This is a genomic window from Frankia sp. AgPm24 (assembly GCF_023243055.1).
Lineage (GTDB): Bacteria > Actinomycetota > Actinomycetes > Frankiales > Frankiaceae > Frankia > Frankia umida.
In genome coordinates, this window is the sequence record NZ_JALKFW010000003.1 from 32691 (window position 1) to 55019 (window position 22329).

At 69.2% G+C, this 22329-nt stretch carries 21 protein-coding genes; 12 read left to right on the forward strand and 9 right to left on the reverse strand.

Annotated elements, in window-relative coordinates:
- Nucleotide 1 precedes the first annotated feature (1 nt).
- Nucleotides 2-580, forward strand: coding sequence for a GNAT family N-acetyltransferase (locus MXD61_RS01720; protein ID WP_251079268.1), 579 nt, complete (start codon nucleotides 2-4; stop codon nucleotides 578-580).
- Between the two features lie 34 nt (nucleotides 581-614).
- Here MXD61_RS01720 and MXD61_RS01725 read toward each other — a convergent pair whose 3' ends face one another.
- Entirely contained in the window at nucleotides 615-1061 is a 447-nt protein-coding gene (locus MXD61_RS01725; RefSeq protein ID WP_248811107.1) for an NUDIX domain-containing protein, read from the reverse strand.
- A 591-nt stretch (nucleotides 1062-1652) separates the two neighbouring features.
- Between MXD61_RS01725 and MXD61_RS01730 the strand changes: the two genes are divergently transcribed.
- Together MXD61_RS01730 and MXD61_RS01735 are read left to right on the forward strand one after the other, a co-directional pair.
- Nucleotides 1653-2819 (forward strand): ABC transporter substrate-binding protein, encoded by a 1167-nt coding sequence (locus tag MXD61_RS01730; RefSeq protein ID WP_248811108.1) that lies wholly within the window; start codon nucleotides 1653-1655, stop codon nucleotides 2817-2819.
- Between the two features lie 45 nt (nucleotides 2820-2864).
- On the forward strand, nucleotides 2865-4349 hold the full coding sequence (locus MXD61_RS01735; RefSeq protein ID WP_248811109.1) for a glycoside hydrolase family 27 protein: 1485 nt from the start codon (nucleotides 2865-2867) through the stop codon (nucleotides 4347-4349).
- 74 nt (nucleotides 4350-4423) lie between these two features.
- Here MXD61_RS01735 and MXD61_RS01740 read toward each other — a convergent pair whose 3' ends face one another.
- From MXD61_RS01740 to MXD61_RS01770, 7 genes are all read right to left on the reverse strand, one after another.
- The gene (locus MXD61_RS01740; protein WP_248811110.1) at nucleotides 4424-5653 is read right to left on the reverse strand and encodes an ABC transporter substrate-binding protein; all 1230 of its coding nucleotides are present in this window, start codon (nucleotides 5651-5653) and stop codon (nucleotides 4424-4426) included.
- Between the two features lie 328 nt (nucleotides 5654-5981).
- Nucleotides 5982-7280 carry an HNH endonuclease signature motif containing protein gene (locus MXD61_RS01745; protein ID WP_248811111.1) on the reverse strand — a complete coding sequence of 433 codons (1299 nt, stop codon included), beginning with the start codon at nucleotides 7278-7280 and terminating at the stop codon, nucleotides 5982-5984.
- 277 nt (nucleotides 7281-7557) lie between these two features.
- Complete coding sequence (locus MXD61_RS01750; protein WP_248811112.1) at nucleotides 7558-8415, reverse strand: DUF72 domain-containing protein; 858 nt, start codon at nucleotides 8413-8415, stop codon at nucleotides 7558-7560.
- 188 nt (nucleotides 8416-8603) lie between these two features.
- On the reverse strand, nucleotides 8604-9149 hold the full coding sequence (locus MXD61_RS01755; RefSeq protein ID WP_248811113.1) for a nuclear transport factor 2 family protein: 546 nt from the start codon (nucleotides 9147-9149) through the stop codon (nucleotides 8604-8606).
- Between the two features lie 151 nt (nucleotides 9150-9300).
- Nucleotides 9301-10530, reverse strand: a complete 1230-nt coding sequence (locus MXD61_RS01760) for an ABC transporter substrate-binding protein (RefSeq protein ID WP_248811114.1) — start codon at nucleotides 10528-10530, stop codon at nucleotides 9301-9303.
- A gap of 405 nt (nucleotides 10531-10935) precedes the next feature.
- The gene (locus MXD61_RS01765) at nucleotides 10936-12144 is read right to left on the reverse strand and encodes an ABC transporter substrate-binding protein (protein WP_248811115.1); all 1209 of its coding nucleotides are present in this window, start codon (nucleotides 12142-12144) and stop codon (nucleotides 10936-10938) included.
- A 904-nt stretch (nucleotides 12145-13048) separates the two neighbouring features.
- Complete coding sequence (locus tag MXD61_RS01770) at nucleotides 13049-13273, reverse strand: hypothetical protein (RefSeq protein WP_248811116.1); 225 nt, start codon at nucleotides 13271-13273, stop codon at nucleotides 13049-13051.
- A gap of 134 nt (nucleotides 13274-13407) precedes the next feature.
- On the opposite strand from MXD61_RS01770, the gene MXD61_RS01775 reads away from it, so the two are divergent.
- Entirely contained in the window at nucleotides 13408-14757 is a 1350-nt protein-coding gene (locus tag MXD61_RS01775; RefSeq protein WP_248811117.1) for an IS4 family transposase, read from the forward strand.
- A 201-nt stretch (nucleotides 14758-14958) separates the two neighbouring features.
- Complete coding sequence (locus MXD61_RS01780; protein WP_248811118.1) at nucleotides 14959-15189, forward strand: hypothetical protein; 231 nt, start codon at nucleotides 14959-14961, stop codon at nucleotides 15187-15189.
- Nucleotides 15190-15309: 120 nt separating this feature from the next.
- Here MXD61_RS01780 and MXD61_RS01785 read toward each other — a convergent pair whose 3' ends face one another.
- The gene (locus MXD61_RS01785; RefSeq protein ID WP_248811119.1) at nucleotides 15310-15732 is read right to left on the reverse strand and encodes a hypothetical protein; all 423 of its coding nucleotides are present in this window, start codon (nucleotides 15730-15732) and stop codon (nucleotides 15310-15312) included.
- Between the two features lie 221 nt (nucleotides 15733-15953).
- Between MXD61_RS01785 and MXD61_RS01790 the strand changes: the two genes are divergently transcribed.
- The 7 genes from MXD61_RS01790 to MXD61_RS01820 all read left to right on the forward strand — a co-directional run bounded on the left by MXD61_RS01790 (nucleotide 15954) and on the right by MXD61_RS01820 (nucleotide 22313).
- On the forward strand, nucleotides 15954-16100 hold the full coding sequence (locus MXD61_RS01790) for a hypothetical protein (protein WP_248811120.1): 147 nt from the start codon (nucleotides 15954-15956) through the stop codon (nucleotides 16098-16100).
- Between the two features lie 269 nt (nucleotides 16101-16369).
- Nucleotides 16370-17197 carry a phytanoyl-CoA dioxygenase family protein gene (locus MXD61_RS01795; RefSeq protein WP_248811121.1) on the forward strand — a complete coding sequence of 276 codons (828 nt, stop codon included), beginning with the start codon at nucleotides 16370-16372 and terminating at the stop codon, nucleotides 17195-17197.
- Complete coding sequence (locus MXD61_RS01800; protein WP_248811122.1) at nucleotides 17178-18161, forward strand: iron-containing redox enzyme family protein; 984 nt, start codon at nucleotides 17178-17180, stop codon at nucleotides 18159-18161. Before MXD61_RS01795 ends, MXD61_RS01800 begins: the two co-directional genes overlap by 20 nt.
- A gap of 16 nt (nucleotides 18162-18177) precedes the next feature.
- On the forward strand, nucleotides 18178-18840 hold the full coding sequence (locus MXD61_RS27840; RefSeq protein ID WP_285223120.1) for a hypothetical protein: 663 nt from the start codon (nucleotides 18178-18180) through the stop codon (nucleotides 18838-18840).
- Nucleotides 18800-19510: a methyltransferase domain-containing protein gene (locus tag MXD61_RS27450; protein ID WP_248811123.1), complete on the forward strand. Its 711-nt coding sequence runs from the start codon at nucleotides 18800-18802 to the stop codon at nucleotides 19508-19510. Before MXD61_RS27840 ends, MXD61_RS27450 begins: the two co-directional genes overlap by 41 nt.
- The gene (locus tag MXD61_RS01815; RefSeq protein WP_248811124.1) at nucleotides 19507-21240 is read left to right on the forward strand and encodes a carbamoyltransferase C-terminal domain-containing protein; all 1734 of its coding nucleotides are present in this window, start codon (nucleotides 19507-19509) and stop codon (nucleotides 21238-21240) included. Before MXD61_RS27450 ends, MXD61_RS01815 begins: the two co-directional genes overlap by 4 nt.
- Nucleotides 21237-22313, forward strand: a complete 1077-nt coding sequence (locus MXD61_RS01820; RefSeq protein WP_248811125.1) for an aldo/keto reductase — start codon at nucleotides 21237-21239, stop codon at nucleotides 22311-22313. Before MXD61_RS01815 ends, MXD61_RS01820 begins: the two co-directional genes overlap by 4 nt.
- Nucleotides 22314-22329 lie beyond the last annotated feature (16 nt).

Genomic DNA, 22329 nt, shown 5'->3' on the forward strand with positions numbered 1-22329 from the left:
GATGAGGCTACCGAGGGGGCCCGCGGTGCTGCTGCGACCAGAGCTTGTCGACGGTGAGGTGACCGTACGGCCGGGTCACAGCGGCGATGTGGATCCGGTGCTGGCGATTCTGGCGCAGCCGTCGGTCACCGACTGGTGGGGGGCGCCGCCGTCGTCCGAGACGCTGCACGAGGACCTGCTGGCCGAGACCGACCCGGTGCTGCTCGTCATCGACGTCAGCGCAACGGCGGCGGGTGGCATCCAGTACAGCGAGGACAGCGACCCGCGCTTTCGATCCGCCAGCATCGACATCTTCCTCGGAAGAGATTTTCAGGGCCGTGGCGTGGGGACACGCGCGGTGGCCATGCTGGCCCGGTTCCTGTTTGCGGAACGCGGCCACCATCGGCTCACCATTGACCCGGCCGCCGCCAATGCCGCGGCTATCCGATCCTATGCGAAGGTCGGGTTCCGCCCGGTGGGAATCATGCGACAGTACGAACTCGGCCCCGATGGTGTCCTGCGCGACGGGCTGCTGATGGACCTCCTGCGCACCGACTTTCTGGGTTCGTGGTTGGTGGCCGACCAGCACGCCGGGCGATAGTCGAGCCTGGCGCGCGCCGCGGGCGATCCCGGCGTCAGGGCCAGTTGAAACGGGAGAAGGTTGTGGCCTGCTGGTAGAGGCGGATCATCTCGCCGGTGTAGGGCATGGTTCGGGTGGGGAGCTCGCCGAGGGGGCACCAGCGCAGATCGGCACACCGGTCGGGTTCGCGGATGGTCGGTTCACCGGTGAAACGCCGCACAGCGAAACCGAAGCCGATACGCGCCTCGTGGTCGGGTGGCTGGGCGTGGGTGACGGCGGTGAAGGTGACGTCCGCCTCGTCGATGGTGAGAGCGAGTTCCTCGTCGAGTTCCCGGACCAGTGCCGACACGACGTCCTCGCCGGGCTCCACCCGCCCGCTGGGCAGCGCCCACCAGTCGGCGCCGTAGATCTCACCGGCCCGCAGGGTGAGCAGCAGGCGGTCCTCGCGTAGCACCAGGGCCAGCACATCCACCGGGGACCTGGGCTCGTCGCGTACCCGCATTCCCGCTCCTCACCTGCGCCGGGCGGACCATCCGCGTGGCCCGCCCGGTGGGGCCTCCGCCTTCGCCACGCCCGGACACCCGCCGCTCGCGTTCTTCGACATGGTGGGTGGGTGCTGGGACGGTAAGCGGGTCGAGCTGGGTGCATGTAAGGAGGGTCACTTTTGTGTGATCGTCGACGACGGTGGTTGTTGTCCGGGTGGGAATCGTGTCCGACGACTGGCGGGGCTGCGTCGGCGAGCCGGTAGTGCGGTAGCCGGTCGGTGAACGGTCGCCAAACTTCTGTGGCTTTTCGGGTAGTGATTCTTCGGGGCGTCGGGGAAAGGCTTGAACGGTGGCGCCCCCAGCTATGTCTGCTGGATATCAGGAGAATCCAGTTTGGTAGCGTGCGTTGCCGCGATGAATCCGACGGTGTCGCAACCAGAGGTTCGTTCCCGGTGATGTTCCATGCGTCTGGCCCGCCGAAACCAGTCCTCGTCGGGTTCCTTTACCCCACCGACCGCGCAGGGGGACCTGTGTTTCCTGGCCTTGTGTTCACCGGTTCCAGTAGTCAGCCTGGTCGATGGTCGCCGTTTCGGTGTGGCAGAGCTCTCGTGCCCTTCGTGGTGATGATGGCGGTCGCGCTGCTGGCCTCGGTGGGGCTCGCCGGATGTTCGTCCACGGATTCGGCGTCGGCGTCGGCGTGCTCGTCCCCGGGGATCGACGACCATCAGATCGACCTGGGCATCATCTACCCTCAGAGCGGGCCGGCATCCGGAATCTTCGGGGCGGTCCGAGCGGGAGTCGACGCCCGGCTCGGCGCGGTCAACGCGGCCGGCGGCATTCACGGACGCAGGGTCGTCTACCAGTGGCGTGATGATCAGGGTACGGCGCCCACGAACACCGCTGCCGCCCGGGCGCTCGTCGAACAGCGACATGTCTTCGGCATCATCGAACTGTCGGTGGCCGGCTCGGCGAGCACCGACTACCTTGCCCGGGAGGGAGTGCCGGTCACGGGCACCGCCTACGGTCAGGTCTGGGCCAACAACGTCGCCGTCGACACGCAGGGCCGGTTCGTTCAGGAACAGGGCGGGCGTCGGGCGGTGATCCTGCACACCGCGCTGTCCCAGGCTGTGTCGAACAGCGCCGCGTCGTACGCGCGCAGCCTGACCGCCGCCGGGGTGCGGGTGCTGGACACGATCACCTACACCGGCGGAATCGATGATCCCGCCGCGGTCGGGCGCCGGATCGCCGCCTCCGGGGCGGACACGGTCGTCGGCGTCCTGGCGCCCAGGGATCTTGTCACCCTGGTGGACGCGGTGCGCGGTGGCGGCTACCCGCTCAAGGTCGTGCTCTCCGCCGCCGGATATGATCATCAGCTGCTGCGTACGGTCGGCTCGCGGATGGCCGGGATCAGCATCCCGGTGTTCTACCGGCCGTTCGAACTCGGCGGCCGCGGCGTGGAGGCCTATGTCGACGCGATGCGCCGGTACGCCCCGCAGGTCGCCGAGCCGGAGCAGGACACGGCGGTCGCCGCCTACATCAGCACGGACATGTTCCTGCGCGGACTGCAACTCGCCGGCACATGCCCGACCCGTGCCGGCTTCACAGCCGCGCTGCGCACCCTGAACAGCTACGACGCGGATGGTCTGATCAGCCCGATCAGCCTGCGTTCCGTGGCTGCCCAGATCAACTCCTGCTACTCGTTCGTCCAGGCCAACGTGACCGGTGACGGCTTCGTCGTGGTGGAACCCAACCTGTGCGGACAGGAACTGTCCTGACGCCGCAGCGGCCGAACGCACAGGTTGGGCTGCCACGATGGGCCCATGATCGACGATGCGGCCCGCGTGCGGCGGATCGACGATGCGGCCCGCGTGCGGCGGATCGACGATGCGGCCCGCGTGCGGCGGCCGGCATGGGTCCGCAGCCGCTTCGGGCTGTCGCTGCCGGCGCTTCTGACCGTACTGGTCCTCGGCGGCCTGTGCGGCCTGTGCGGCGACGCGCCCGATGCGTCCGATGCGTCCGTCGGCGTCGGCATTCCCGCGCACCGGGAGGTCTCGGCGGGCCTTGCCCGTACCCCGCCGATGGGGTGGAACAGCTGGAACCTGCGTGGCGCCGCGGTGAGCGCCGTCGACATCCGGGCGGCGGCCGACGCGCTGGTCGCCACCGGCATGCGCGACGCGGGCTACCGCTACGTGACCATCGATGACGGCTGGATGTTCCCGGCCCGCGACGAACACGGCACCCTGATCGCCGACCCCGGCCGTTTCCCCGGTGGTATCGCCGCACTCGCCCGCTACGTGCACGCCCGGGGCCTTCGGCTCGGGATCTACGAGTCACCGGGCCGCACGACCTGCCAGGGCCGCCCGGGCAGCTACGGCCATGAGGCCCACGACGCCGTCACCTTCGCGGCCTGGGGCGTCGACTACCTCAAGTACGACGCGTGCAGCTACCCAGGCCTGCGCCCGGCCGGCACCAGCGCACGAGCCTGGCTCGTGGCCGGCTTCACCCGGATGCGCAACGCCCTGGACGCCACCGGACGCCCGATCGTCTACAGCATCAACCCGTCCTCCTCCGGCGACCCCGCCGGGGAACGGGCCTGGTCATGGGCACCGTCGGTGGCCAACCTGTGGCGGGTCACCAACGACCACGCACCCTGCTGGGCGACCGTGCTGCCGATGGACTACTACCCGGGTGTGTGCACGTCGGACAGTTTTGATCCCGCCTCGGCCTGGGCATCCGAGGGCGGGCCTGGGCACTGGAACGACCTGGACATGCTCGCCGTCGGGCTTACCCCGAGCGCGGTCAATCCGGACGTCGAGAACCTCGCGAGCCTGGCCACCGGCCGGGTGTCCAACCAGCTCGACGACATCGAGGCCCGTACGGAGCTGAGCGTCTGGTCGATGTTCGCGTCCGCGCTGATCGCCGGCAACGATCTGACCACGATGAGCCCCGCGACCCGGACCATGCTGACGAACCGGGCGGTGCTCGCCATCGACCAGGATCCCCTCGGCGGACCGGCCAGCCGCCGCGGCGGTGACTCGTGGGACGGGCTGTCGGTGTGGACCCGACCCCTGGCGGGCGGGGACACGGCCGTGCTGGTCGTCAACCGGGGGGACACCCGCCGTGCGGCGGATCTCCCCGGTTCGCCGCTGGCACTGCGGGCGAACCCGGCCGGATACGAGATCGCGGATCTGTGGACGGGTCGGCTCACCAGGCCGGCCGGCACCGTCCCGACCCTGTCGGTGGACCTCGCGCCGCACGAAGCCGCTCTGCTGCGGCTCACGCCGGTCGGCCGCACCGCCGGCTGAGCGCTCCGTGCAGGCCGATGTGCTGGACGCGTGTTGGTGTGGGCGCCGGGCGCGGACCCACACCAACCCGGGCCTCAGCTGGTGATGCGCTCGCCGCAGTAGTTGTCGCTGATCGTCTCGACGCCGGTACCCGCGGCGTTGACCCTGATGAACGGGTAGCAGACAGTGAGTTTTCCGAAGTCCTGCTCGAAGTCGACGGCGGGCGTCAGGCCTTCGGCGGTGTAGCCCTTCACGGCACGCAGACCGGAGACGAAGCTCGCCCGGGTCGGGCACGGCCCGGCCTCCCGCAGACCACGAACGATCATGTCGGCGGTCATGTACCCGATGCGCGCCAGGGTGTCCCCCTGGGCCTGGAGCTCGGGGGAGTAGCGGGTGAGATTGGCCTGGTAGGCGGCGACCGCGGGATCGCGTGGATCGACACTTCGGGCCGCGTAGGTGGTCAGGCCCGCGAGCTGGGCGCCATAGGTGCGCAGCAGGTTGTCGTTGACCGTCTGGCTGCCACTGAGGATGACCTTGGGCCGCGCGCCGCGCTGGTGGGCACCAGCGACGATCTGGGTGAACCCCTCGATCGTCATCGTGCTGACCAGGGTGTTGATACCGCCGGAGAGCAGCTTCTGGGCGATCCGGTCGAGCTGGGACGCGGTCGGGGTCTCGTCCGCCTCGACGGTCGTGAAGGGGATGTCGGCCGACCGTAGGCTCGCCTGAACCTGTTTGGCGATCGTTGTGGAGAGGGCGAGACCGGCCGGGTCGAGCACGATGAGGGCCTGGGTGCCGCCCTGCTCACGGATGAACTTCCCGAAGGTGGTGACCGACTGTCGTGGATCGACCGCATTGGATGTGTACTGGACGGTGAACATGTTGCGGTGCTGCGACCAGACCGGTTCGGCGGCCAGGCCGGTCACCGGGACATTCAGGTTGGCGAGATAGTCCGCCGAGCCGGTCGATACCGGGCTCGCCTCCATGATGGCGAAGACGTTCTTTGTTTCGATCAGGTCCCGGGCGACCACGCCGTTGGTGTCCAGCCTGCCCTGGTCGTCCTCCCAGTCGTAGGTGATCTTTCGGCCGTTCACGCCGCCGGCCGCGTTCACCGCCCCGAACCTCGCGTCGATGCCAGCGCGGGTGGGTGTGAACGTCCGGGCGAAGACGCCGCTGTCAGGATAGATAAGGCCGACTCGGACCTCGTTCCTGGTGACTCCGGGGGCGTCGCAGTTCGCCGCCGCGGAGGTGGGGCCACCGCGGCAGCTTGCCGCGGTGGCCAGGCATAACAGTGCGACAGCTAAAGCCGACAGTGAGCGGTTGGTCATGGAAGAGCCTCTCTAGCACGGTCTGGGCAGGTTCGACATGCTAGCGGGCATACAACAATGGGTGCGCAAGGCCCGAATCGCTGACCACGACGGCGGCACTGACCTGTAGCCGGCTTGGTAAAATATCAACCTAAGGGTTTAATGCCCGAATTATTCCATGCGACCCTGGCCTCCCGCGGTGGCACCCGGACCTGCGCGTCCAGCGCGAACAGCGGCTCGTCGAGCACGCGGCACCCGCGCTTCGATCGGCGACTGCCCGGGCAGGCGTCACCCGCTGCTCCTGCCCACCGGGCAGCTCGTGCGGCTCCGTGAGCGCGGCCGGATCGGACTACGTCTCGGGATAGGTCTCCGGTCGGTACCTGTGCTGGAACCCCTCCGGCGTGGTCCAGACGAACTCGCCGGGCGAGGGTTGGGTCAGGTCCCAGCGTGGCTCCGACGGGTCCAGTCCGTCGCCGGAGTGCTTGAGGCCGTGATGGTGCCTGCAGAGCGGTTCGAGATTCGCCCCGGTCGTGGGCCCGTCGTGCTGACGAGCGACGGTGTGGTCGAGGTCGCAGTCGACGGAGGGCTTGGAGCATCCCGGAAAGGCGCAGGTCGGTGTGCGCAGCCGCACGTTGCGAGCGAGCCCGGCGGACGGATGGCGGCGGTCCGCCACCTCGGCGATCGTTCCCTTCATCGGATCGACAAGAATCCGTCGCCAGGTGCAGCCGGGGTCCGCCGCCATCTCGCGAACAATCCCGGCCGGAATCGGCCCGAAGCCCGGAATCTCGCCGGGCTTGTCGGCCTGGCCGGTCAGGGTCTCCAGTGGGACGATTACCTGCATCTCAATGTCGACGTGTTCACGGTCTCGGCCCATGAGCAGGTCGACGAAGACATCCGCCCGCCGTTGGTCAAGTGTGCGCTCATCCGTTGGGTCGAAGCGCCGCGCGAGCTGGTCCACCCGGTGGAAGGCAGCCAGCATCTCCGGGCCTGGCAGCAGCGCGGACATCCGGCCCATCCCGTCCGCCTCCGCCTGGACACCGACCTTGCGGGTCCTGCGCGCACGCCTGCTCCGCCGTTCGGCACCTTTGGGATCGATCCTGGCGATGCGTCGTCTGACCGCGGTGCGGAACGCGCTCAGTGTCGGCCGCCCGCCGCCGTTGTCCAGCACCGGCTGGACAACGGCGTCCACCTGCACGTCATCCAACTGGGCGGTGAGCTGGTCAAGGGCCCGCAGGCGGGGAAGGTCGATCGCGCCGTCGTGCAGGGCCCTGAGCCCACGTGGCAGTCGGCGGACCACCCGGTCGGCGAAGGCGAGTGCCTGGTTGCCCTCGCTCGGAGCCAGCCCCAGCTGGAGGGCCAGCTCGTCACCGGCGTATCGGTCGTATGTCTGAGGCTCCTGCTCCCCGCCGCTCAGCGCCGCGGGACGACTGCGGGCGAACTGGGCTCGCAGCAGCAGTTGTTCGGCCTGGATGCGGCCGAGCAGCGCAGCCCGCGCCGCATCCTCCCGGAGACAGTCGGCCGGGCTGAGTTCCGCGGCCAGACGCCCGTTCACCCGGACCGTCGTCAGCAGATCGCGGAACTCGCTGGGATTCTCCGTATCTGCGGTCGACGCGGTCTGGCTGGCGGCCTGATCTGTTCTGGGGGCCATCCACGCCTCCTTGCGGGAAGACATGAGAAAAGGTTGACTGGAATCTGACCTGACTGAACGAACACCAGCTCCCGTCGGAGGTCGGATCGGCACCCGCCAGCCGACCTTCACCGCGGACTGTAGTCGATTCTGATCCGCCGCGGCAAGAAGAACCAGGAAAAGAAGACAAGCTCGGTGGAATGCACCGCTGTCGAAGGATCGTACAACCGTAGCCCCAGGGTTCCTGGCTTTGATTGTTTTGACGAGAAGAGCCGGCCGGACGAACGGACCGGTGGGACTAGAACAGGGTGGGGGGTGCGGCGGGCAGGGGAGCCGGTAGCGGGGCGAGATCGAGTTCGGGGACGCGGGCGCGGACATCGTCGTGGAACTGGCGGGCCAACCGCGGCGCGTCGGCGTTGTCCGGGGTGTGGATGAAGACGGTGGGGGAGCGGTTCTCCCGTAGCCAGGCGGCACAGCGGTCGGCCCAGGGCTGCCAGCCCGCGGCGGTGCGCACCGGGTCGTCGCGGCCGAGGTAGCGGATGATCGGGCGGTCGGTCAGTGCGTGGGTGCGGCGTGGCACCCGCGGCTTCTTCATCCAGGCGTCCCGTTCGGCGTCGCTGCTGGGTGGGCTGGCGAAGAACACTGTGGTGTCGAACGGAACCCATTCGGCACTGACGGTCAGCAACGCCCGCTCCAGAACCTGTGCGGCCGCCGGATCGGTGAAGAACGCCGGATGTCGGACCTCGACGGCGTATCGGTGTGTCCGCGGCAGGCCGCGCAGGAAGGCCGCGAGCGCCGCGACGTCATACGGGGTGAACGCGGGCGGGAACTGCAGCCACAGTGCCGCGACCCGGGGCCCCAGGGGTTCCACCGCGTCGAGGAAGACGCGCAGCGGTGCGTCCACATCGTTCAGCCGCTGGTCATGGGTGATCACTCTGGGTAGCTTCAGGACGAAGCGGAAGGCCGGGTCGGTCTGCCGGGCCCAGGATCGCACGGTGTCCACACCCGGGGTGGCGTAGAAGGTGGTGTTGCCCTCGACCGCCGTGCACCAGCTCGCGTAGTGACGCAGCCGCTCGGAGGCGGGCAGCGGATGCGGGAGGAACCGCCCGTTCCACGAGGCGTGCGCCCACATCGCAGCGCCGACATGCAGCCGCATCGGGTGCAGCATCCTCCAGCGTGCGCGGATCCATGGGGGCGGACGACTGCGACGCTACCGCTGTCGGACCATGGTCGGCGCATCGGGGGCGTCTGGTGAACCGGCGCCGGCGTGTCGTCGAGGTCGACCGCCCGTGCGTTCCATCGTGCCACCCAGGGTGCGGGCAGGGGGTCAGGTCGCCCCCGTCATCAGCCGGGATTCGCGACCTGGGTGGCCGAGCCCCGCAGCGCACCCTGATTGTCGGAGCCCGAGATCGCGCTCGGACGGGCGACCATCGTCGAGTTCGGCGCGTGCCAGTCCGTCGAGACGAACCGGTGGCGGATCAGCCACTCGTCACCGACCGGAACGAACGTGTCCCGATAACGTCCATAGTGGTCCAGCCCGATCTCGGTGACCACCGTGAAATAGGTGGCCACCCGTGCCTCGGTCGGGGAGAGCTCGAGGAACCGGGTGTTCGTCAGGTTGTGTCGGACGATCCGCCGCCCGTCCACGGCAGCCCCGTCGGGTGGCGGCTGATGCCTGGACGCCGCCGATGCCGCCGATGCCGTTGTGCCGCCGAGAAAGGCGACGATCGCCGCTCGGCCGCGCAGGGGTGCCTGGCCGCGCAGTTCCAGCTCGCCGTCCTCGCAGAAGGCCAGCGCGAGCTCGTCCAGGCGCAGCCCGTCACCAGACCAGCTGTACCGCACCAGCGAGTCGCGAATGCGCTCCCGCGCCGCGATCTTCCACAGTTCCATAGTCCGCGCAGCGTACTGCCCCGCCTGGCCGGGACGCGACGGCTACGGTCAGGTGGGGCAGTACGGGGAGAGAGCAGCCCCGCGGCCGGCTGGGAGAACGGCAGTCGACGGCTGGCGGGCTGGACGGCGGCGCGGGTGCGACAACGGCGGGTCAGGCGCTGACGCGCTCCCCGCAGAAGTCGGCGGCGGTGGTGATGAGGCCGTTACCGGCCGAGTTGACCGCGGTGAACGGGTAGCAGACCGGAAGCTTCCCGAAGTCCGCGTCGAAGTTGACGGGGGTGATGAGACCTCCGGCGTTGTAGTTCTTCACCGCGCGCAGATGACTGATGAAGCCCGCCCGGGTGGGGCAGGGACCGGCTTCCTGGAGACCGCGGACCAGCATGTCGCCGACGATGTAGCCGACCCGCGCGAGGGTCTGGCTGGTGTCCCCCAGGTCGGGGGAGTAGCGGGCCAGGGCGTCCCGATAGGCGGTGAACGAGGGCGAGGTCAGATCGACCGGTTGGGCGGAGTAGACGGTCAGACCGGCCAGCAGCGGGCCGTACTCCTGCAGAAGCTGGGTACCGGGAGTCTCGTTGGCGCTGAGGATGGCCTTCGGACTGGCGCCGCTGCGTCGCACCGCGGCGATGATCTTCGCGAAAGTGCCGATGGACAGCGCGCTGGCCAGCGTGTCCACCTTGTCTGCAGCGACTTGCCGGACGATCTCGTCGATCTGGCTCTGGGTCGGGTCCTCGTCGGCCGCCGCCGAACCCACGGTCATCCCTACCGACTGGAAGCTGGCCCGGAGCTGCTGGGCCGTCTTGTCGGAGACGCCGATGCCGGCGGGATCGACGATGACCAGCGCCCGGGTCCCGCCGAGCTGCTGGGCGTACTTCCCGAAGGTGGTGACCGAGTCCGTCGAGTTGACGGTCCCCTGGGAGTAGCTGTAGGTGAACATGTTCCGGTACTGTGACCACACGGGCTCCGCGGCGACGCCGAGCACCGGAATTCCCCGGGAAGCCAGGTAGCCGGCTCCACCGGACGAGGTGGGGGTCGCCTCGAGGATCGCGAAGCTGTTCCGGTCGTCCACCAGGTTCCGGCTGACCACTCCGTTGGTGTCCCCTCGACCCCGGTCGTCGGCCCATTCGTAGATGATCTTCCGGCCGTTCACGCCGCCGGCGGCGTTCGCCGCGCCGAGGCGGGCGTTCAGTCCGGCCCGGGTCGATTGAAATATGGTGGAAAGTGACCCTGTGTCCGGATATATGAGGCCCACCTTGACCTCGCTCGGGGAGACTCCGGGTCCGTTGCAGGACGCCGCCGATGTGGCCGAGTCGGCGCTGCAGCCGACCAGCGCCGACAGACACAGCAGCGCGACGGGTAATGCCGACAGTGCGCGGATTGACACCTGGAGGCCCTTTCCTGAACGGTGTTGCCGGGTGGCCGACATGGTAGCCGTCAAAGAACAATTAGCTAACTATTAATCACAACGGTCTGGTGCTGGTCGCATTGCGGGCTCCATGTGTGAAGAATGAGTGACGGAAAGTGTCCAGCTTGACGCCTGAGGCATTGTTGATCTCCCGGTGAGGGTGGAGGCCTGGCTGTCGGATCTCCTGCGCTTGCCGTGGGCTGGGCATGGAAGGCCTGGTCCGAGTGATCGAGTATCGGCGGCCAGGTAAATCTCCTCTTTTGTGCATATCGGAAAAAAGGTGTAAATCGGAAAGTTCGGCCAGAAAGGATTTTTTCCTTTCTGGCTCCACGTGACCTCGGGACCTCGAACGTCTGTGTGTCTGGGTGGATGGGCCGGGCCGGATCAGGTGCCGATACGCTCTCCGCAGAAACTGGCACTTTTGGTCACCAGGCCGTTACCAAATGCGTTGACGCTGATGAACGGGTAGCAGGTCGGCGTTCTGCCGAAGTCGGCCTCGAAATCTATGGATGGGGCGAGGCCGCCGGCGGTGTAGCCCTTCACGGCCCGTAGGCCGGTGATGAAGCTCTGCCGGGTGGGGCACGGGCCGGCCGCCTGCAGGCCGCGAACCAGCAGGTCGGCACTGACATAGCCGGCGAGCGCGACCTGCTGGCCGGAGTCCTCCAGCTCAGGGGCGTAGCGGTTGAGATTCGCCTGATAGGTCGCCACGGCCGGGTCCTTCGGGTCCATCGGTTCACTGCTGAAGGTGGTCAGGCCGGCCAACTGCGAACCGTATTTGGCGAGCAGGTCGCTGTCGGGTGACTGGCTACCGGTGAGCAGAACCTTGGGCTGCAGACCATGCTGTCTCACGGCCACGATGATTTTCGCGAAGGTTTCGGTTGTCAGTGTGCCGATGAGAGTGTCGATATGGCCGGTGGTGATCCGGCGAATGATCTCGTTCAGCTGGCTGGCGGAGGGTTCCTGGTCGGTCTGGGCCTGATCCACGTGAATGCCGGCGGATTCCAGGCTGGCCTGCATCGTTCCGTGTGAGGTGGCCGACATGCCCAGGCCGATGGGGTCGGTGATGAGGAGAGCCCGTGTGCCACCCTCCTGGCGGGCGAACTTCCCGAACGTGGTTACCGCTTCGGCTGTTCTCAGCGCGCCCGGGGTGTAGCTGAAGGCGAACATGTTGCGGTACTGCGACCACACCGGCTCGATGGCCAGGCCGACCACGGGGATCTGCTTCGAGGCGAGGTAGGCCGCTCCACCGGACGACACCGGGGAGGTCTCCATGATGGCGAAGTCCCCCTTGTCCTCGATCAGACTCCGAGCGGACACGGCATTGGTGTCGGGTTTGCCGCGATCATCGACCCAGTCGTATTTGATCTGACGGCCGTAGACGCCACCCGCGGCGTTCGCCGCCTCAATACGTGCGTCCAGCCCCGCCCGTACCGGGACGAACGTACTCGCCAGTACCCCACTGGCGGGAAAGATGAAACCGGCTCTGATCTCGGTCGGTGATACTCCCGGTGCCTTTGTGTCGCAGCTTTCCGCGACGGCTTTCGGTGCACTGTTACAGGCTGCCGTGGAGGCGAGAAATATCGGCGCGGCCAACAGTGCCGCGAGTACACGGGACCTCACGAGTGACGCCTTTCCTGGAATGATCCGGACACGGTCGACAGGTGGGGCCGGTCAGCGTTCTATTTTTGATCGACGGTTTTCTGGGCAGTGGCGCCCGGTCCGCGGGGTCGGGCCGGGCGCGTTGTGATGCGTCCGCGGCTCGGGGCTGATGTCTGTGTCCGGGTGCACCGAAAGCCACTGTGGCTGGCTTGGCTCCCTAAACCGCGCAGCTTTGGAACGCTTCCTGCTCCGCGTCCCGGAAGGGGGAGCTCCGCCTGCGGCGTGGTTCCGCGAGGCGGCGCGGTCGTGAACACGATGTGGGCCGGTGCTGTCCAGTTCGCCGAGGGCATACCGGTGGGCCGGAGGCGGCTGGAACGGCGATAAGGCCATGGCGTCGAATTGTTCCCGTTGCCTGCGGGACGCGCCCGGCCGGGCGGCCCTCCGTAGCCCCTGACCTGGCTGATCCGTGCCGTTCTGCGGGGATACCGGGCCCTGGGGGGCGGCTGGCCGTCGCCCACGTCCCGGCCAAGCAGGTCTGATGACGTCGGGGGTCTGGTTGCATACGGAGGGTGTGAGATTGGTAGACCATAGCACTTTGGTGCTATGTGTGCCGCTATCGACGGGTGGTACTCCTGATGCGTTGGGTGCCCAATGAGCACCAGGCGTAGCCGTCGATTCGGTTGTGTCTGCGAAGAGATCCCTGTGTGTTGACTGATCCTGCTCTGGCGGGCGGGACACTTTCCCCGGCAAAATGCCCGAAATGTCCATGTCTGGTGGTATCGATGGGCAGGGTGCACGCGGTGAGAATGCTGGGTCATCCCGGCGAGGCGCAACCGTCCGTGTACCAAAAAAGGGCGAGGCTTATCTGATTATGCAGAAAGAAAGCGATGGGCTGCGTTCAGTCAATGCGCCGTATGGTTGTCCAGGGGGTCTCAACGCGCGCCCGGGAAGAGCCGTCAAGGATGCCACGGACCGTGATTTCACAGGTGTGGCCAGCGGCGAGACCGGGTGCGGGCAGCATCCGGATCCGCAGCCACGTGAGCGAACCCGCCGCGGCCCCGCCCAGATCGGCCGGACCATCCGAACCGGTGGGATCGTCGGTGGAAAGCATGCGGACGGCCACGACGTCACCATTGGTATTGGCCCGGTCGCGCAGCCGCTGGGCCTGTTCCCAATGCCATGTAGCTTAAGTTGATCATGCTGGGGTGGTGGGTTCCGGGTCGTGCGGCGTGGTGCGGCGACCGGGTGACGCGGTCGGTGTTTGGATCAGGGGTTGTGAGTGGGGTTGAGGCGGATCGTTCGGGTGTGCGTCCTGATCAGGTGTCGTTGGGGGTGCTGGTCAACGCGGTGCCGCGGGACGCGGTGGACGAGGCGGTCGCGGTGTGTGGGGTGCGGGAGCGCCGGTCGGACGGCAAGCTGCCCGCGCATGTGGTCACCTATTTGACGTTGGTGTTGTGTCTGTTCCCGGACGAGGACTATGAGGAGGTCGCGACCCGGGTGACCGGGTCGTTGGACCGGTGGGGGTGCTGGAACGCTGGGTGGAGTGTCCCGACGGCCAGTGCGATCACGCAGGCGCGTAAGCGGCTGGGCCGGGCGATCTTCGGCGAGTTGTTCGAGCGGACGTGTGGGCCGGTCACGGGGACGACCGGTCCGGGGGCGGTGGCGGGGGCGTTGGGCACGGCGCGGGGATCGTTCCTGCGCCGGTGGCGGCTGCTGGCGATCGACGGGTTCGAGGTCGACGTGCCTGACAGCAAGGAGAACGCCGCGGAGTTCGGCTACGCGGGGTCGGGAGACAACCGGTCGGGGTTCCCGAAGGCGCGGGTGGTGGCGCTGGCCGAGTGCGGCACGCATGCGTTCGTCGCCGCCGAGGTCGACGCCTACCAGGTGGGTGAGAAGACGCTGGCCAGCCGGCTGTACCCGCGGCTGCGGGGTGATGAGCTGCTGACCGCGGATCGGGGTTTCTACTCGTGGGCCGCCTGGGACAGCGCGCAGGCCACGGGCGCGGCGTTGCTGTGGCGGGCACCGACCCAGCTGGAGTTGCCCGTCGTGCGGGTCCTGCCCGACGGGACCTACCTCACCGTTTTGATCAAGCCGACCGTGCGTGGCGGGCGGCGGGAACGGCTGCTGGCCGCCGCCCGCGCGGGCGTGGACCTCACCGACATCAACACTGTTCCGGACGCGTTCGATGACCGCGGGCTCCCGGTCGTGCATCTCGCCCGGGTCGTCGAGTACGACGTGCCCGACCGGGTCGGTAACAGCACCGGTGAGCTGATCGTTCTGCTCACCACGATCACCGACCCGCGTGACGCCCGCGCCGACGAACTGGCCGCCGCCTACCACGAGCGGTGGGAAGAGGAAACCGCGAACGACCAGCTCAAAACCCATCTCCGCGGCCCCGGGCGAGTCCTACGGTCCCGTCTTGCGGACCTGGTCTACCAGGAGATCTGGTCCTATCTGATCGTCCACCATGCGATCAGTGACCTGACCGCGCAGGCGTCCGCCGCCGCGGACCTCGACCCGGACTCGATCTCCTTCGCCAAGGCCCTCCGCCTGATCCGCCGTACCGCCACCGGGACGGCGGACATTTCCCCCTGCGGACTGGACTGACCACCTTCCCAAGCACCTGTCCGACCTCGCCCGGCTCCTGATCCCCGACCGCCGTGAACGCACCTGCCCCCGCGCGGTGAAACGCGCCCGCCACAACAACTACCGCGTCAAAAAACCCGGCGAGGCCGCCAGCATCCGCCATCACGCTCCAGCAACGGTCAGGATCCACCCTCTCAGCCAAACATGATCAAACTAGGCTACGTGGCATTGGGCCTGTTCCCGGCGGTGTCGGGCAGCCCGTTCCTCGTCGGCCTCGGCGAGGTTCTCGGTGGCCTTCGCGAGTTCCGCCTCGCCGGAGTCCGGGTCGTCCTCGCCGGGACCGTCCGGGTCGTCGGAGCGGTGGCGTCGATGATCATCGTGGCGAGGTCCGCGAGTGCGAACGACCGCGGCGCGGCGACGGGGAACGAGAACGTCACGGGGGGCATCGGGTGACGTTCTTCGGGCGGAGTCGGCGCGGGGTGAAGTCGTTGAGGGGCGAGCTCGGCGCCGCCAGACCCGCGGGCGGCGGGGTCGAGAGACGGTGGAGCCAGAAGCCAGGGGGCCGCCAGACGGTCAGACGGGAAAGCGGGTGCCGGGTAGTCGGGTGCGCGGCCGTCCCCGCAGGTCGTCGCGGACGCGGACGCTTGGAGCGTCGGTGGCGGCGTCGAGCATGTTGGTGACGGCGTCACCCCACAGCGTCCAGCAGTCGGTGGCGGCAGCGGTGTCGGCGACGGCGCGGACCTTGAGGTCGATCTCCGGCTGGCCGGTGTGCCGCTTCATCGCGGCCCTCGCCTGGGTGCGGTAGTAGTTCTCGACCGCGTTCCAGGCGGCGATCGGCGGCCGGAGCTGGGCGAGCTCCTTGGCGGTGAGCATGCCGATCGCGGCGCCGGCCGGGGTGGGCGGTTGGGTCCCGAGCTTCGCCGCGAACCCGTCCAGCTGCCCGACAAGCTGGTCGAGGCTCTTGCCGCTGGCCTTTTGCAGGGCCGTCCGGCCCACCTTCCGGTCTTCCTGCCATGATTCAGCAAAACTCTGGAAATACTTCGGGGGAGATGTTATGGCGGGTCTCGGTGGGCTGTGTTCGCAGCGCGGAAGGGGGGCGCCCTATCGGGAACATGGTCAGAAATCGGGCATCCGCTGACGTTGGTGGAATCGGGTGGTTGACGGACGTGCCGCAACTAAAGATGCTGATCACACATTCCGATCAGGGAGGCGATCGCATGGCGAACGAGCAGGCGGGTTTTGACGGGGTTGCCGTCGACGAAATCATTGTTCCGGGAGCCGAGGACCTGTGGTCCGACGTCGAGGAAGAGGAGATCGTCGGCATCGCCAGGACCTGTGCCTACGACCCCCTCACCAGGCTCTAGGCCGCATTCTGGCGGACGGGCCCCGCGCTCGGACCAGCCGACCGGACACGCCGCGCCCGAACCGGGGCGGCGTGTCCGGACCTCGTGCGTCACATGATGAGCGTCCGTTGTTTCCGCGGTCCGGCGTGGCAGGGCAGCCAGCGGAGGAACGGCCGGGGTGGGCGCTCGGAACTGACGGGTGGCACGGGCAGGCGGACAGGTGGATATCGGCGACAGCGGTGGATGCGGGAGGCCTCTTGACCACCAGACTGACCACCAGAGTGTCCCGGGTGGGTCCGGCGTCAGCGGTCTGGGCCGACCAGGCCGCGATCCGCACGCAGGGTCCCGCCGCGTACTTCGCACGCACCGGCCTGCTTGTCCTGCCGGGGCTGCTCTCGCCGACGCAGGTCGAGCGATGCTCCACCGAGATCGACCGGGTCGTCGCGGACCTGAGTCCGATGCCGAACGTCCGGGTCATCGGCAAACGGAGCCCGCGGGATCCGTCCTACGACCTTGAGGATCTGCCGGACGCGACCGGCCGCACACCCGTCCGCAAGATCACTGGCTTCGGTCAGCTCTCCGACGTCCTGTTCCACTCCCTGGTGGCACAGCCGGCCCTGCTCGCGGCGCTGCACCTGGTGCTCGGCCGGCGCATCGAGCTCTACCGCGATGCCCTCATGCTCAAGTCCGCGCAGGTGGGGCAGGAGAAACCCTGGCATCAGGACGCGGTCTACTGGCCGTTTCGACCGATGCGGCTGGTCAGTGCAATGATCGCCATCGACCGGGCGGCGCCGGAGAACGGCTGCCTGCAGGTCGTGCCCGGCTCGCACCACCAGGTCGCCGAGCATCACAAGGTCGACTGGGAGCTTCAGGTCGACCCGGCCGGGCGGGAACGCGACGCCGTCTACGTCCCGCTGGAGCCGGGGGACTGTCTGATCTTCCACAGCCTGCTGCTGCACGCATCCGAACACAACACCTCAACCCTGCGCCGCCGGGTCTCCATCACCAGTTACAGCCCGGGTGACCTGCGGATTCTTGATCCGACCCTGGCACCACCCGAGCTGCTGAGCAGCCGTCCCGACCGCGAGCAGGAGAGCGATGCAGATACCGAAGTCTGACGAACTGTTGCTGTCGGGTACGGCCGCGCCGGAACCGAACGTGGCGGTCGACCTGGCCGGGGACGCCGTCGACCGGATCGACGTCGGCTGGTGCGAGTTCCGCTTCACCGGCCGCACCGCGTTGCGCACCGCCCGGATCCTCGAGCTGTGCGACGGGGAGACGACCATCGAGGAGATCGCCCGGCGGCTGGCGGCGCCCGAGGCGACCGTCGGCGCCACCGTCACCGCGCTCTACACCCGTGGCATCCTGCGTGACACCCGTCGGGCGCAGGTGCCGGCCGGGCTGTTCGCCGAGCATGCCGTCGCCCGCGGCCGGACCCTGCGCACCGCGATGAGCAGCGAGGTCGAGCTGCTCGGCGCGCCGCCGCACCGCCGGTTCCTGCTCGGCACCCTGGTCGAGACCTACCATTTCGTCGCGTCCGCACCGGTGCACCTCGGTGCTGCCGTCGCCCACGTCGCCGACGCGCAGGTGCGCGAGGCGCTCGTCCGGCTGTTCAACGACGAGGCGGACCACGGTCGGATGCTGCGCGCCGGTCTGGTCGCCGCGGGCCTGACCGAGGAGACGATCGAGTGCAGCGCCCCGCTGCCCGCCACCCGCAGCGTCATCAACTTCCTGCGCACGCTCGCGGCCACCGATCTGCTTTCCTACGCGGTCTGCGCGGCCGTCAACGAAAGCCCGAAGACCGACACCGCGATCAAGAAGGGCTGGGACGAGCTGATCGCACTCGATCTGCTGCCCGCCGAGGCGCTGCTGCCGTTTCGCGGTCACGAACTGGAGGACGAGGAATCCGGCCACACCGCGATCGCGCAGGCCGTCTTCGCCGAACGGGCGACCCTGTCGGCGGCCGAACAACGCCGGATCTGCGCCAACCTGGAATCCTTCATCGCCGTCCAGCACGGCTGCTATCGGGAGATGAAGGAGTTCTACGGCGCCGAGGCAGGGCCGGTCGCATGGGGCGTGTGATCGCGGGAAGCCGGTGATGGCGGACGCCACGGTCGCTGCCGGCGTCCCGCGGCGGACCAGGCCCGACGCGCCGGCCGACGTCGATGCGGACCTGGCCGGCGAGGCCGGTTCCGGGGCGCTGTACCGGACCAGCCCCCAGGTCGCCGTCGTCGGCTTCGGCGGGTCGTACACGGTGCTGCGGGCCACGGATGTGCACACGGCCGTCGTGCTGCGTTCCCCGTCGAGCGCGACTTTGGATCTGCTCACCTACTTTCGCCAGCCTCGCAGCCTCCGCTCCTGGCTCGCGCGCTGGGCACCCGAACGTCGGCCGGCCGCGTCCGCCTCGCTGCGCCACGCCGTCGACCGTGGCCTGCTCACCGCGGATGGCAGCGCGGAGGGGGCGGGTGGGAACCTCGGGCCGGCGACCGACGACGTGCTGGCGGGGCTGCTGGCCGAAGTGGTGCGCCTGCGCGCTCGGCTCGCCGCCCGTCCGGTGGACACCGACGCCGCTGCGCCGCGGGCGGTGGACACCGGGCCGGCGACCCGGCTGGCACCGGTCCCGGGGGGGGGGGGGGGGGGGGGGGGGGGGGGGGGGGGGGGGGGGGGGGGGGGGGGGGGGGGGGCGGGGGGGCGCCGGGGGCCCGGGCCCCGGGGGTGTGGTGGGGCCGACGCTGCATTTCCTGGTCCGGGACGCCGCTGACCGGCTGGCCGCGGCCGAGCGCCAGCGGACGACGAGGCAGGCCGCGGCGCTCACCGGCACGGGTGCGGCGGGTGCGGCGCTTCGGCTGCATCTGGGCTGCGGGGAGCACCGGCTGCCGGGCTGGGTGAACGTCGACCTCTACCACGAGACGGCGGACCTGCGGGCAGATGTGCGGCTGGGGCTGCCCTTCGACGACGGCGCGGCCGGCGCGATCTACCTGGCCCATCTGCTGGAGCATCTCGAGTATCCCGTCGAGGCGCTCGACGTGCTGCGGGAATGCCGCCGGGTGCTGGGCGACGGCGGACTGCTGCGCGTGGTGGTGCCGGACATCCGGTCGTTTCTCGTCGCCTACGTCGACAACGACGCGGAGTTCTTCCGCCGCTTCGAGCAGCACTGGGAACGGGCTCCGGCGCCGACGCTGCTGGCATCCTTTCTGCACTATGCGGGGGCGGGGGAGTTCCCGTGGGTCGCCGACCGCCACCGGTTCGGCTACGACGAACCGACGCTGACCGACCTGCTGCACACGGCCGGTTTCACCGCGGTACGCCGGTGCACGGCCGGGGACAGCCTGATCGCCGACCCGGCGCTCGACTACTCCTGGGCGAACGAGCTCATCGTCTCCGACCGCCCCTTCTCCCTGATCATGGAAGCGGAGGTGGCGCGGCGGTGAGCAGTGCGCAGCCGTACATCGTCGGTTTCTCCGACTCGGTGCACGACCGGTCGGCCTGTCTGTTCCGCGGCACCACGCCGCTGGTCGGGATCGAGGAGGAACGGCTCACCCGGCAGCGGTACGCACTCGACTTCGCCGGCCGCGACCGCTGGGACGCCGCCGTCTACCGCGAGCTGGACCTGGTCGGCGGCACCGCCGGGTTCCACGACGCCCGGATGCGCCGTCTCACCGACTACTGCTTGGCCGCCGCGGGCATCGACGAGTCGCAGGTGTCGCTGTGGATCGGCAGTTCGCTGCACACCGCGTTCCCGTTCGCCGACCGCGCCGTCTACCTCAACCATCATCTCGCCCACGCCGCCTCGGCGTTCTTCGGTTCCGGCGCGACCAGCGCGGCCATTCTGATCATGGACGGCTACGGGGACAGCACGTCCGGCGATGCCTTCGAAACCATGTCGATCTACGCGGGAACCGAGGCGCGCATCGACACCCTGCAGCGTGTCTCCGGTGTCAAGGCCGACATTCACATGGCCAACTCCGCCGGCATCTTCTACCGGATCGCCACCCTGCTGTCCGGGTTCAGCGTCGTCGACGAGGGCAAGGCGATGGGCCTCGCCGGGCACGGCGAGCCGCGCTACCAGAAACACATTCTCGAACACATCAGTTTCGGTGCGGACGAGGTGGAGATCGACAACGACCAGATCTGGCGGGCGATGCAGCCCTACCGATCCACGGAGCTTGCCGACCGCGCCGACATGGCGGCGAGCTTCCAGGCGGTCCTGGAACAGATCGGCGTGTTCTACGCCCGCCGGGCCCGGGAGCTCACCGGCAGCGACACGCTGTGCATGGCCGGCGGGGTCGCGTTGAACTGTGTCGCCAACCAGAAGATTCTCGAGCAGGCCGGATTCTCCCGGGTCTGGGTTTTCCCCGCCGCCGCCGACAACGGGATCGCGATGGGCGCCGCCTACTACGGGGCGCACGTCCTGCACCGTGGCGGGCCCGCGTCCGGTCTGGCAACCCCGTGTCTGGGCCGCGGCTACCCGCGTGAGCAGGTGCTCGCGGCACTCGAGGAGATCATCGGGCTCGCCGCCGTCGAGGAGATCGGGCTGCGGGCGTGTGCCGAACGGGCCGCGCGGCGGATCGCGGCCGGTGAGCTCGTCGCCTGGTTCCAGGACGGCTCCGAGATCGGCCCCCGGGCGCTCGGGCACCGCAGTCTGCTCGGTGATCCGCGCACCGTCGACATGCGGGAGCGGATCAACGCCGCGGTGAAGTCACGGGAGGCGTTCCGTCCCCTGGCGCCGCTGGTGCTCGAGGAGGAGGCCGGTGACTGGTTCGACTGCGCCCGCTCGCCGTACATGCTGTTCACCCCCGATGTCCGCCCGCGTACCGCGCAGCTCGCCCCGGCGATCGTGCACGCCGACGGCACGGCCCGGGTCCAGACCCTCGCCGAGGCCGACAATCCGGCGCTGCACCTGCTGCTGCGTGAGTTCCGCCGGCGCACCGGCCTGCCGCTGGTCATCAACACCTCGTTCAACCTGCGCGGCGAGCCGATCGTCGAAACCCCGCTGGACGCGGTGCGGGCCTTCGCGGAGGCTCCCATCCCCGTCCTGTGCATCGACGGCTTCTGGGTCACCAAGGCCGAGGGCGTCAGGTCCGATGGCGCCAGGTCCACTGCGGGCGGGCCGGACGATCCCGGGCCGGACGGGGCCGGGCCGCTCGGCAGGGCCGGGTGATCGGGCGGCGGGCGGTCGGACGCTCGGGGCTGCGGTTCAGCGCACTGAGCCTCGGCGGGATGACCCTCGGACACAACGCGGCGTTCGGCGCGATCGGCGCGGACGCCACCGAGGCGGCCCGGATCGTCGCCCGTGCCCTCGACGCCGGGATCGACACCTTCGACACCGCCAACGTCTACGGCGAGAGCGAGCACCTGCTCGGCCGGCTGCTCGCGTCCCGCCGCGACGACGTGGTGCTGTGCACCAAGGTCCGCTTCCCGACCGCCGTCCCCGACAGCGGTGCCGGTGGCGCTGGTGGCGCTGGTGATGGCAGTGGGGGTGGGGCTGCCGGTGGTGGGCCACCACCGGCCAGCAGCTACGGGCTGTCCCGCGGCGCGGTGCTGCGGGCGGTCGAGGGTTCGCTGCGCCGGCTCGGTACCGACTACCTCGACGTCCTGTGGCTGCACATGCAGGACCGTTCGGTGCCGATCGCCGAGACGCTGGCCACCACCGACACCCTCGTCCGACAGGGGAAGGTCCGCTACGTCGGGCTGTCGAACTTCATGGCCTACCGGGTCGCCGAGGCGGTGTGCGTCGCCGGCGCCCGCGGGTACGAGGCGCCGGTCGGCCTGCAACTGCCCTGGTCGGCGGTCGGCCGCGGGGTGGAACGGGAGCTGGTGCCCGCCGCCCGCCACTTCGAGCTCGGTGTCGCCGTCTACAGTCCGCTGGCCCGCGGCCTGCTCAGCGGCAAGTACGAACGCGGTCGCGAACCCGTCGACGGCAGCCGGCTCGCGCTGTGGAAGGAGGAGCTCGCCGGCCGCGACACCGACCGCACCTGGGCGGTGCTCGCCGCACTACGCGGCATCGCCGCCGACCACCGGGTGCCGGTGGCCGCGGTCGCGCTCGCCTGGGTGCTGGCCCGGCGTCCGGTCGCGAGTGTCATCGTCGGGGTGCGTACCGCCGAGCAGCTCGAGCAGAACCTGGCCGCGGCCCGGCTGCGGCTGAGCCGGGAGGAGACCGCCCGCATCGACGCCGTCTCCGAACCGGACTGGGACTATCCCGAGTCGTTCATCGGCCGCTTCGAGGCCTGGTGATCCCACGAACGCAGGG